Source organism: Bradyrhizobium sp. JR4.3 (assembly GCF_040547695.1).
GTDB classification, from domain to species: Bacteria; Pseudomonadota; Alphaproteobacteria; order Rhizobiales; family Xanthobacteraceae; genus Bradyrhizobium; species Bradyrhizobium canariense.
Genome location: NZ_JBEPQF010000046.1, coordinates 41,751 through 52,274, shown reverse-complemented (window position 1 = coordinate 52,274; position 10,524 = coordinate 41,751). Strand labels below are relative to the sequence as shown.

The following is a 10,524-nucleotide window of genomic DNA, read 5'->3' as shown; positions in this document are numbered from 1 at the left end:
TCGATCTCTTCGAACGCCCTCCACCCCTGCGATGCTCCCATTGTGAAAGGCTCCTCGTAGGAATCGCTAAAACAAAAGTGCCAAAGTAGTGCTAGTTTGCTGTAAGCGGGGCGAGACCGTGAAATCCTCTTGCAGCTGTTGGCGGTAGCCCACCGCAAGTCTCCCAGGGTGCCGCGCGCATTGCCAAAAAGGAATTGCCTTCAACCCGGATCAAGTCCGTGGGGCAAGGTCCGGATGCGTCAGCCCCTCGATCCTTGTCCGCTTTCTGACGGCGGTGCACAAAGCTGTGAGATTCAAAACACCGTGCGCCGTTTGCGTATCGCGAACTGTTTCAAAGCACAATCAGGCGCTTAGTGCGCGCGAGGAGCGCTGGCACGGCCCTTGCTGTATCTCGCCGTAGGGCAATAGGCGCCAATCGGTGCGATGCTCAAATCCAAATGGAGAAAGTGAATGCGTAAACTAACAATCGGCGTCCTCGCGCTGTTCATTTCAAACACTACCGCGTTCGCCGGCTCCGGGGCCATCGCGTACTCTAAACCAGATGACGTGGTCGGTGTCTCGCACGGGTGTAGATCACAAAGGGGCGCTAAACGATGGGCCCTGCTCGACTGTCGCCGCAACGGCGGCTCGGATTGCCAAATCGAAGCTTACGAAAACAACGCTTGCGCCGCCGTTGCCATAGGCAATGGACGCGCGCTGGGACGTGCGTGGTGGTCCCACCCATTTGGTGAATTTGAAGAGGAGCTATCGCAGCAAGGCGCGGTGGCCAGATGCAATGAGACCGGCGACGAGGACTGCAAGCTGCGGGCCAGGGTTTGCCACTAAGGCCCATCAGTAAGCCAGGGGCCTAAGGAAGGAGGTCAGGCGTACCCAAATTCGCAGCAGACATATTCAGCCGAACCCCGCGACTGAAGAGATTTCTTTGCGTCAAGTTCAGTAAAATCGATCATGGGATCCGGCCGAGCCATCCCCTCCGAGCCGCCGTCGCTCGCCTCACCCAGAAGCGCAGCGGGCGAGCGACGGCGGCGGAGAGGGGTGGCGTCCATCCCTTTGGTAGGCCCGAGCATTGTCAGGCCGCCTGGCGTAGGGCCTCCTTCTTGTGGTCCTTCAACATATCCATGTTCAGCTAGCGACGGTCATCGAGCCAAGGCTCACGATTCGACGGTCAACGCACGGACGAGCCGTAGACCGCTCTCGCCATTGGGAAGATACGCACCACATAGGTGCGTCGCCTGATCTCCTCGTTGAGCCGCTCCAGCATGTTGGTTGACTTCATGTGCTTGCGGTGTGCCGGCGGCAGGCGGAAGTGGGTGTCCGCCATCCATCGCAGTCCCGCGCCACAACCTAGATCCGACGCTCCTGCTGTCTCCACGCCCGACGATCTCTCGGCCGAGCTGCGCCGCTGCCGCGCGCTTGGCCCCCAGGATGCCGAAGATCCGCACTGCCAGGCGGAGGAGAACCGCGCGCCTTCTTCGGCAGGCCGGCGCGGCCCGTGCCGCTACAGGCCGCGCCGGCCACACCGTCGACGACGAATGCTGCGGAAGGAGACAAGCGATGAACAACGTCGGCGTCATCGACACCTTCCTCAACACCTTCACCACCTATATCGATTCAGGCTTCGGCCTGATCAAAGGCGAAGTCACCTATCTCGCCTCGACACTGATCGTCGTCGACATCACCTTGGCCGGCCTGTTCTGGGCCTGGGGCGCAGACGAAGACATCCTGCAGCGGCTGGTGAAGAAAACACTCTACATCGGACTCTTCGCCCTCAACACCTTCTCGGGCGTCATGTTCAATAGCTTCGCCGGCCTTGGCCTGAAGGCCGGCGGCTCCTCCATCTGACAGCCGATTTCCTGGGGCCCGGCCGGCTCGCGCAGGTCGGTCTCGACGCGCGGCACCCACTGCTGGACACCGCAAGCCAGATGATGGGCTTCGCCAGCTTCTTTGCAGTTGCGGTGCTGATGGTGTCCTGGCTCCTGGTCGTGATCGCCTTCTTCATTCTGGCGGTGCCGTCGGCATCGGCACCGGACTGTCTCGCAGTTCACCACCACCTGTGGCGGTGGCCAGCCGACGATCGAGCAGGCGCTTCTGTCGTGCTCGCCGCACAGCCATGCTCGACCCCGGCGCCCGGCGGAGGTCATGATCTCATACCGCCTCCTTGAGGAGGCTGCGGCTCCTCAAGGTAGATTGCGACCGGACGACAAAGTCCGCGCCCGAATGTATCTGAACAAAGAGGGAAAGAGCATTGATGCTGTAGTCTTCGGAGAGCAAGGTCCCGAAGACCGTATCCAACTCCCGCCGCACTTCAGGCTGGCCCTCGGCGAGAACGAAATCGGTCAGGGTCATGTGGAAGCGGAAGTGATCGAAAACGTACGGGTAGCCCCATCGCACCAGATTAGTGGTCTCGATGTCGTCAAGCGGACCGCACAAACATCGTTGAAACTCGTCCGGACTCGCCGGCGCTCGAAACAGTCGAACTCTTCGACGATGCAAGAGGCAACGCCCTGCAACGTGGAAGTCGGGTTCACAGGAATTAGCGCAAAGACGCCACCCAGCAGATCGATTTTCGGAGGACCGATCGGCATGAAGGCCAAGCTGTCACGAACGCGGAGCGACCGCACCAATTCCTCGACGGAATACCCCTCCTTCAGCTGGAACGGCGCCTTGAGCGTCGCGTGGAAGCCGGAGCGGCGGAGCGCAGTGGTAAGAGCACCGCGAATTTGGTTCGTAGTAGCAGCCTCGAGTCCAGCCGACGCCACGGGCGAGCATCCGCAAAGGCGTCGCGCCCAAGCCACGTTCTCGCTGTTACCGTCAGCGGGTGTTCCGGAGCCGGTGTGTAGTAGATCGCCTAGTGGGGCGAGGACGGTTCGGGCATTATGCGACAGGTTCCACTGCTGTCACGTTGCGCCGAGACTTACAAACGGACGACTGGCCCACTTTGAACAGGCGGTCGGCCACAGCCTCGCGCACTTCCTCATCATGGAAAATGCCGACAATGGCGGCTCCACGGGCCTTAGCCTCGTTGATCAGCTCGACCACACTCTGGCGGTTGGCGCCGTCGAGCGAGGCTGTCGGCTCATCGAGAAGCAGGACCGGGTAGTTGACCATGAAGCCTCGTGCGATGTTGACGCGCTGCTGTTCGCCCCCCGAGAAGGTGGCGGGCGCCAGCGACCAGAGCCGCTTGGTGATGTTGAGGCGGGCAAGCAGCGCCTCCGCCTTGGCATGTGATGCATCTGCTGGAATACCAATGGCGATCGCTGGCTCGGTGACGATGTCAATGGTGGCGACGCGGGGGATGACGCGTAGGAATTGGCTGACATAGCCGATTGTGCGGCGCCGCACCTCGATCACTTCCCAAGGCTCGGCGTCGACGAGGTCGATGGAGTCGTCTCCGTGTTGCACGACGACGTGCCCGGCGTCCGGCTTGTAATTGGCATACAACGAGCGCAGCAACGTCGACTTGCCCGCCCCGGACGGCCCGTGTAGGCAGACGCACTCTCCTGCGCGGACCTCGAGTGAGACGTCGTCGAAAACGGCGATCTCTGCGCCGCCCTGAGTATGAAGCGTGAAGGTCTTGCAAAGGCCGCCGACGCTGAGGAGGATGGTCATGACCGGCCTTTCCTTAGACCTGCAGGATGGAGGAGACGAGCAGTTGCGTATATGGGTGGTGAGGATCATCGAGCACTTGGTCGGTGAGTCCCTCCTCGATCACTCGACCGCACTGCATCACCATCAACCGATCAGCGAGCAGACGCGCAACGCCGATATCGTGAGTGACGACAACGACGGCGATACCAAGTTCGCGGACAAGGCTGCGCAGCAGGTCAAGGAGCTTTGCCTGGACCGAGACATCGAGGCCACCGGTCGGCTCGTCCATCAGCACGAGGCGAGGGTGGGTAGCGAGTCCCCGGGCGATCTGCAGCCGCTGCTGCATGCCGCCGGAGAAGATTTCGGGCAGGTCGTCGATGCGCCGACCCTCGATATCGACCTTATCAAGCCATTCCAGTGCCGTCGCGCGTAAGGAGCCGTAGTGGCGGCCGCCGGCGGCCATCAGAGGCTCTGCGATATTGCCGCCGGCGCTGATATCAATGCGCAATCCGTCGCGCGGGTTCTGGTGAATGAGTGAAATCGTCGTTGGCAGGAATTGCTCGCGCGAGGCTTCGTCCATCGCCCAGAGATCGACGACGTGGTCATCGGAGGCAATCAGCACTTTGCCATCATCCGGCTCGATGCAGCCCGCAAGACAGCGGAGCAGCGTCGACTTGCCCGAGCCGCTCTCTCCGACAATGCCGAGAACCTCGCCCTGACGCAGCGAGAACGATACCGCGCTGCAAGCCGGAACGCGCCCAAAGGTCTTGGACAGGTGCTTCACCCGAAGAATTTCCCTCACCTTCGGTTTCATGATGCGGTCCTTTCGTCGCGCCGCTCGGCGCAATAGGCGGTGTCCGAGCAAACAAAGGCCCGGGTGCCGCGATCATCGAGGAGGATCTCGTCGAGATAGCTGTCCTGCGCGCCGCAAAGTGAGCAGCACGCCTCGAAGTGTTGCACTGTGAAAGGATGGTCAGCAAAATCGAGACTTTTGACATCGGTGAAAGGTGGGATCGCATGGATACGCCGCTCCCGGCCCGCGCCGAAGAGGGCCAGCGCGCGGCTGCGGTGAAGCTTCGGATTGTCGAATTTCGGGATCGGCGATGGCGAGGCGAGATAGCGTCCATTCACCATAACCGGATAATCAGCCGACATCGCAACGTGGCCAAGCCGAGAAATATCTTCATACAGCCGAACATACATAATGCCGTAGCGGCCGAAAGCGTGGATTTTCCGCGCGACGGCCTCATGCGGAATGAATCGCCGCAACGCTTCGGGCTGCGGCACCTGGAAGACGATGATCTGGTCCTCAGTAAGCGGCCGCTCAGGAATGCGATGACGCGTCTGAATCACCGTTGCGTCCCCAGTACGCTCGGTCGTAGCAACATCGGCGACATGGGCGAAGAAGCGGCGAATCGAGACGGCGTTGGTGGTGTCGTCCGCGCCTTGATCAATTACCTTTAGCACATCGTCCCGGCCAAGAATGCTCGCGGTAACCTGGAGTCCGCCAGTGCCCCACCCCGGAGGAAGTGGCATTTCACGGCTGCCGAAAGGCACTTGGTAGCCCGGCACGGCCACCGCCTTCAGGATCGCACGCCGAATCATTCGTTTCGTCATCTCGTCGAGATAAGCAAAACTGTAGACGCCGCTGTCGTCGAATGTGAAGTCAGTCTCCACCGAGTGCCTCCGTGATCATACCTGGCCCGGGTGTGGGTTTTAGACTGGGGCTTGCATGTCGTTCCGCATAGTCCGCGCGCATCTGGCCGAGCAGCTGCATCTCGGCTTGGAAATCGACGTAGTGGGGCAGCTTCAGGTGCTGCACCAACCCGGATGCCGCCACGCTATCGCAATGAGAGAGGACAAATTCGTCGTCTTGTCCCGGGTAAGTAGCCGTCTCACCCAGTTCGGCGGACCGCAGCGACCTGTCGAGGATGGCCATCGAGAGCGCTTTGCGTTCACTATGGCCAAAGACGAGGCCGTAACCGCGCGTGTAACGAGGCGGCAGCGCACCGTCGCTGGTCGTCAGATGCACGGTTTGACATTCGGTGAGGCAGATCGTCCCAATGCCAACAGGTATGTTGAGCTCAGGAATGGTCAGGACAATCCCAACGTCACCGGAGCGTAGTTCGGCAACGAACGGATGGTTACGCCCATAGCCGCGCATCGTCGAATAGCAGAGGCCCATCAGGAAGCCCTCATCACCGCGGGCCAAGCTCTGCAGCCGCTGGTCCCGTGTGGAGGGAAACACCAGTGGATCGCGGGTGATGTCGGCAACCTTCGACTGCCCGTCAGGCCGGACGTCCTCGACGATATCGGCCAGCGCGAGGACGCCGCAATCCTTTGTCAAAGCGTGAGCCGCTGAATCGTGCCCCGGCTCTGCAGCGTCATCTTCGGTTTCCTTTTCATACCGACTTTCGCCGTCGCCGGCGAGATCGGAGAGATCGTCGCTGCTTGCTCCCAAAAGAGCGATATCAAGGATGCGGTGGGTATAGTCATAAGTCGGCCCGAGGAGTTGGCCGCCCGGCACGTCCTTGTGGGTTGTCGCGATGCGTCGGCGTACCACCATCGCCGCGGGGTCGACCGGTTCGGCGTAGCCGAACCGGGTGAGCGTGGTCCGGAAAGCGCGCAACAGGTAGACCGCCTCGGTGAGGTCGCCCTCGGACTGCTTGATCGCCAGCGCCGCCAAGTCCGGGTCGTAGAGCGAGCCCTCGCTCATGACTCGGTCGACGGCGAGTGACAATTGCTCGCGGATCTGGTCGACGCCGAGGTCGGCAATCGCCGGATTGCCACGGCGGCGCTTGGCGAGGAGACGGTGCGAAGCAGCGATGGCGGCTTCGCCACCCTTGATCGAGGTGATCATGGTTCCTCGGCTTTTGTGGAGCGCGGCAGGCCGACAACGGCGAGGTCGTCGGTGAGGAATATGTCGACGCCGAGCGGATAGCGAGCGGCATTCTCGCGCCAGGACGGCCAAAACCAGTCCGGCAGGCCACGAGGCGCGAAGCTGGTCGTGGTCTCGATTCCGGGCCCGGAAAGACGGACGACCGGCCCGCCGGCGAGCGAAGGCACTTGCAGCAGAAGCGTCGTCGAACGGTCAGGATAGGTAGCCACACCCGGATGGAAGCTGCCCAATCCCGGCATCCGGCCAACATCGCCGATCAGCGCACAGGTCGCAATTCTCGGATCACTGACTTGTGGCGCGTTTGTATGGAAATGGAGATAGCGCCGCACCGAATCCCGCGAGAGCGCCGGGTCGAGCCAGATCGAACAATCGGGGTCGATGAGCGTCAGCGCGATAGCGGCGATCGGCCCGCTCATCGGCCGAGGCGGCTGGGCGGGGCCGGGAAACGAAACCGGTGTGCCGGGCCGCGACAGCGCTGTCAGCAGTCGGCGGAAAGCTGACTGCGCATCGTGAACGGGATCGCGGAATGCAGGCGGGATCAGATCAGCCGTCATTCGCCATGTCTCCCTGGCCCAGCATGAAGAAATCGACCTTGCTCCGTTGGGCCTCGCGTCGGATCGCCCGCTCTGCTTGGCGCACGCAGCGATCAATCGCGGCAATGATCGGGCCGATCTCGCCCGCCCCGGTAGCTTGGTCGCGCTGCATCAGTCCATCGAACACGGCGGCGAGTGCCGCGTGGCGCTTGTTGCGGCCGAGCACGTAGCCAATGCCAATCTCGCCAGTCTCGATCTGGAGCGTACAGCGCGTCACAGTCGCCTCGCCGATATTGAACACAGTGCCGGTGCGCCCGACGGCCCCCCGCAGCATCGCTGCACCACATTCGGGACGCCGTATCCACTGGAATTTTGGCCGAGCGACCGCCGCCCAGTGACGGTCCAGTTCTGCAATCGGTGCTTTGGCAAGCAACGTCATCCAGTTTTGGCGGCTATATTGATGGTGCGTCACTGAGATATTCATTTGTCTCGGATCAACTCACAGCGCTTGACGTCCGGCCGTCCAGACCCCTCGGACGACAGGACCGGCTCGGTCGGCTACGCGGATGAGGTCGGCGCGCTTGCCCACAGCGATCTCGCCGCGATCGAGAAGGCCGAAGGTTTCCGCTGGTTGCTTGCTTCCAAGTGCAACGGCCTCAGGAAGCGTTAGCCCCCCGGATTGGCTCGCTAAGTACCAAATGCCGCGCAGAATGCTGGCAGGGATGTAATCTGAGCAGATGATGTCAATGAGGCCGTCCTGCGCGAGCTCCCGCACCGAGACGTTCCCAATATGTGACCGGCCGGCGACGAGGTTCGGTCCCCCAACGATGATCGTCATGCCCGCGGTGCGGGCGGCTTTCGCCGCCTCCAGAGTAATTGGAAATTCGGAAATGACGAGACCGTATCCGACCGCTTCCGTGATATGGGCAAGAGTGGTGTCATCGTGGCTAGCGAAAGGTACACCGCGCGCGCGACAGTGTGCGACGAGGCGACGCCGATTTTCTTCCGTGCAGTCCTCTGTGGTCGCGACGGCGGCAATCGCTGCCTCGATCTCCGCCGCCGGCGTATTTTTGCGACGTTCTAGATGGCGGAAGCGCTCCGGGTCCCGCCGCGGCCCGTCATCCATGATGGTCACGAATCGAAGTTCGGGCTGGTCGGCATATTCAAGGAAAAGTTCAATGAGGTCGTGCTCGCGGGCGTCGCAGCGCAGGTGAAGCGCGTGGTCAGCCCTAAGCAGGCCGTGACGGCGCGCCTCCCCAAGCCCCTTGAGCATCAGAGGCAGCAGGCGCCGTCGCTCCGGGTTGCCCACCGCTCCAACGATCACGGAATCGAACACAGTGGTCGTCCCAGCCGCGCAGACCTGAACGTCATGAGCAATCGCCGCCCCCAAGGGGTCCCAAGTCATGCCGGCGCGCGGGAGAATCTGCTTTTCGAGGTGGTCGGTATGGACGTCAATCAAACCGGGCAGCAGATGATCGCCTTCAAAGTCGAGGGCGCCCCACGCAGTGGTATTGGCTGTCGAAATATCAGCTATCGCGCCGTCAACGATCTGGACCGTTCCTTTGAAACAGGTCGACCGGGTCACGATCTTGGCGTTGGTCAGGACAACCTCGCGGGATTGATGAATAGTTTGTGGAACTTGACTTAGCGTACCGATCGATTGACCCATCAGAGGACGCCTCTTTCTTGCTTTTAAACCCGCTTGAGTTCTATCAGCAGTCAAAGGCGCAGTGAGAGACAGCGCGATGACAAATCGTGTGACTTTGATGGAATTGTACAATGTCCTCAATCGAAAGGCGCTGTCCCAAAAAACGTTCGACCAGGCCACTTCGGTTTCGTCGCCAACGTGAATGAGCAGTAAGGTCCCGGATGGTTCTTTCCGAAGGTACAAGTGGCGATGTGATTCCTATTCTGTCAATTCAGCTTCATCTGGCCCGCTTAGTCGGAGCATGTCGAGCACATTGCCGTTCCGGGCACGCCTATTCGGCTCCGGCATGAACCGTCTCCGCTTCAAGGCAGGTTGTCATGATGAAAATGATGTTTTCAGTAATACTAGCCATCGCTGCCGCCTTTATCGGGGTGACCGCAGCCCATGCCGATCCGGTCACACTGAGGGTGGGCTATGCCTTTCCGGCCCGCGACGGCCTCTTCCGCCAGCCGATTGTCGAGCGGTTCATGCAACAGAACCCCGACATACGAATCGTCACGGAAGCCAACGCCGCCGACTGTCCGGCCCTGTTGCAGCAACTATTGAGGGCGGCGGTCACCGGGGATCTGCCAGACGTCGTTGCCTCGCTTTGCTATCCGGATATGCCGGTCCTTGCTGAGCGAGGACTGCTCGTACCACTCGACAGCTTTCTTGCCGCTGACCCGCTATGGGCCGCGGTCGGTGTGAGGCCAGAGGCGCTCGCCGCGACGCAATGGAAAGGCAAGACGACCGCCCTTCCGGAATCAGTATCGACGAGCGTTGTTTACTACAACATGGACGTCATTCGTAAAGTGCGTTTGAATCTCTCAAACTTGGATCTTTCTTGGGACGATATCCTGTCGCTCGCCGACAACATCCGCACGTCGATCCCTACACTTGTTCCGATCTTCTTTGAGTATTATCCCGACAGTTACAATTGGTCGTTCCACGCGCTGGTATATAGCCATGGTGGCGACGTGTTCACACCCGACGGAAAGATCGCCTTCGACGGCGCTGCCGGGCAGGCCGCCTTGCAGTTGATGCGCCGCTTCGGTGAGACTGGCATGGTCGACATGACCACCGAACAGGCGCGCCAAGCCTTTGCCTCGGGCAAAATCGGCATTTATGTCGCCTCCAGTTCGCGCCTGGAACAATTGACCGCCAACCTTGGATCTACGCGCGACATCCGCACCGGTCCGTTCCCGCACTCGGCTGCCGGCGGCAGGATGCCCTCGGGTGGCAGCGGACTGGCGATCATGACTCGCGATCCAGCGAAACAGCGAGCGGCGTGGGAATACCTGAAATTCGCTCTCGGCGCGGAGGCGCAAACGCTGATGGTATCGAAGACCGGATTGACGCCGGTCAACTCGATTGCGGTCAGGGACCCGAAATACCTTAGCGACTATTACAAATCGAAACCGAACGCCCTCGCTGGCCTTGCCGGGCTCGCCCGGATAAAGAGCGTGAATGTCTATCCCGGCGACAACGGGCCCCGCATCACCGCCGTCATTCGAGATCACCTGCAAAGTGTCGTGACGCTGAAACAGACACCGGACGGCGCGCTCGTCGACATGGTCCGCGATGTCCAAAAGCTCTTGCCGAAGCGTTGAAGTTTCTGTTTGGTTCGGCGCCATTACGGGTGCGGAGAGCGATCAATCATTCTTCGGAAGCTCGTCGCTGTTTCCCAAAATCTTCATCAGAGCAAATTCTCCTGCGCTCGACGGTGACGAGAGGAATTCATTCTCGCGAGCTGCCGACCAGCTAGCTGACTGTCATTCAGGGTTGGCAGAATTTCCAGTCTGCTGTCTCGATTGCAA

10 protein-coding genes and 2 pseudogenes are annotated in these 10,524 nt (G+C 60.9%); 3 read left to right on the top strand and 9 right to left on the bottom strand.

The window, feature by feature from the left end; translation table 11 throughout:
• Positions 1 to 450: 450 nt before the first annotated feature.
• Positions 451 to 825, top strand: coding sequence for a DUF4189 domain-containing protein (locus ABIB91_RS37710; RefSeq protein WP_279682194.1), 375 nt, complete (start codon positions 451 to 453; stop codon positions 823 to 825).
• 301 nt (positions 826 to 1,126) lie between these two features.
• Here the strand turns inward: ABIB91_RS37710 and ABIB91_RS37705 are convergent.
• A pseudogene (locus ABIB91_RS37705) lies at positions 1,127 to 1,312 on the bottom strand (transposase); the annotation flags it as partial.
• On the opposite strand from ABIB91_RS37705, the gene trbK-alt reads away from it, so the two are divergent.
• A complete protein-coding gene (gene trbK-alt, locus ABIB91_RS41855) occupies positions 1,260 to 1,799 on the top strand; it encodes a putative entry exclusion protein TrbK-alt (protein WP_502917076.1) in 540 nt (179 codons plus the stop codon). The pseudogene ABIB91_RS37705 and the gene trbK-alt sit on opposite strands and share 53 nt — an antisense overlap.
• A 346-nt stretch (positions 1,800 to 2,145) precedes the next feature.
• Here trbK-alt and ABIB91_RS37690 read toward each other — a convergent pair.
• From ABIB91_RS37690 to ABIB91_RS37655, 8 genes and pseudogenes are all read right to left on the bottom strand, one after another.
• Positions 2,146 to 2,621: pseudogene (locus ABIB91_RS37690) on the bottom strand (DUF1045 domain-containing protein).
• A gap of 253 nt (positions 2,622 to 2,874) precedes the next feature.
• Positions 2,875 to 3,609, bottom strand: a complete 735-nt coding sequence (phnL, locus tag ABIB91_RS37685; protein WP_354129477.1) for a phosphonate C-P lyase system protein PhnL — start codon at positions 3,607 to 3,609, stop codon at positions 2,875 to 2,877.
• Positions 3,610 to 3,622: 13 nt separating this feature from the next.
• Entirely contained in the window at positions 3,623 to 4,402 is a 780-nt protein-coding gene (phnK, locus tag ABIB91_RS37680) for a phosphonate C-P lyase system protein PhnK (protein WP_354171896.1), read from the bottom strand.
• Positions 4,399 to 5,205, bottom strand: coding sequence for an alpha-D-ribose 1-methylphosphonate 5-phosphate C-P-lyase PhnJ (locus ABIB91_RS37675; protein ID WP_354171948.1), 807 nt, complete (start codon positions 5,203 to 5,205; stop codon positions 4,399 to 4,401). Before ABIB91_RS37675 ends, phnK begins: the two co-directional genes overlap by 4 nt.
• Before the next feature lie 49 nt (positions 5,206 to 5,254).
• Positions 5,255 to 6,448, bottom strand: a complete 1,194-nt coding sequence (locus tag ABIB91_RS37670) for a carbon-phosphorus lyase complex subunit (RefSeq protein ID WP_354171898.1) — start codon at positions 6,446 to 6,448, stop codon at positions 5,255 to 5,257.
• Entirely contained in the window at positions 6,445 to 7,041 is a 597-nt protein-coding gene (gene phnH / locus ABIB91_RS37665; protein ID WP_354171900.1) for a phosphonate C-P lyase system protein PhnH, read from the bottom strand. Before phnH ends, ABIB91_RS37670 begins: the two co-directional genes overlap by 4 nt.
• The gene (phnG, locus tag ABIB91_RS37660) at positions 7,031 to 7,504 is read right to left on the bottom strand and encodes a phosphonate C-P lyase system protein PhnG (RefSeq protein ID WP_354129473.1); all 474 of its coding nucleotides are present in this window, start codon (positions 7,502 to 7,504) and stop codon (positions 7,031 to 7,033) included. The genes phnH and phnG overlap by 11 nt, the downstream gene beginning before the upstream one ends.
• A gap of 15 nt (positions 7,505 to 7,519) precedes the next feature.
• Positions 7,520 to 8,689: an alpha-D-ribose 1-methylphosphonate 5-triphosphate diphosphatase gene (locus ABIB91_RS37655; protein ID WP_354171902.1), complete on the bottom strand. Its 1,170-nt coding sequence runs from the start codon at positions 8,687 to 8,689 to the stop codon at positions 7,520 to 7,522.
• A 356-nt stretch (positions 8,690 to 9,045) separates the two neighbouring features.
• Between ABIB91_RS37655 and ABIB91_RS37650 the strand changes: the two genes are divergently transcribed.
• Positions 9,046 to 10,317, top strand: a complete 1,272-nt coding sequence (locus ABIB91_RS37650) for an extracellular solute-binding protein (RefSeq protein WP_354171904.1) — start codon at positions 9,046 to 9,048, stop codon at positions 10,315 to 10,317.
• Positions 10,318 to 10,524 lie beyond the last annotated feature (207 nt).

What these genes read in the sequence shown, in the direction of transcription:
- phnK (WP_354171896.1), bottom strand. Translation starts at nt 4,402, where the DNA reads ATGAAACCGAAGGTGAGGGAAATTCTTCGGGTGAAGCACCTGTCCAAG.
- phnH (WP_354171900.1), bottom strand. Translation starts at nt 7,041, where the DNA reads ATGACGGCTGATCTGATCCCGCCTGCATTCCGCGATCCCGTTCACGAT.
- ABIB91_RS37670 (WP_354171898.1), bottom strand. Translation starts at nt 6,448, where the DNA reads ATGATCACCTCGATCAAGGGTGGCGAAGCCGCCATCGCTGCTTCGCAC.
- phnL (WP_354129477.1), bottom strand. Translation starts at nt 3,609, where the DNA reads ATGACCATCCTCCTCAGCGTCGGCGGCCTTTGCAAGACCTTCACGCTT.
- trbK-alt (WP_502917076.1), top strand. Translation starts at nt 1,260, where the DNA reads ATGTTGGTTGACTTCATGTGCTTGCGGTGTGCCGGCGGCAGGCGGAAG.
- ABIB91_RS37710 (WP_279682194.1), top strand. Translation starts at nt 451, where the DNA reads ATGCGTAAACTAACAATCGGCGTCCTCGCGCTGTTCATTTCAAACACT.
- ABIB91_RS37650 (WP_354171904.1), top strand. Translation starts at nt 9,046, where the DNA reads ATGATGAAAATGATGTTTTCAGTAATACTAGCCATCGCTGCCGCCTTT.
- phnG (WP_354129473.1), bottom strand. Translation starts at nt 7,504, where the DNA reads ATGAATATCTCAGTGACGCACCATCAATATAGCCGCCAAAACTGGATG.
- ABIB91_RS37655 (WP_354171902.1), bottom strand. Translation starts at nt 8,689, where the DNA reads ATGGGTCAATCGATCGGTACGCTAAGTCAAGTTCCACAAACTATTCAT.
- ABIB91_RS37675 (WP_354171948.1), bottom strand. Translation starts at nt 5,205, where the DNA reads ATGACGAAACGAATGATTCGGCGTGCGATCCTGAAGGCGGTGGCCGTG.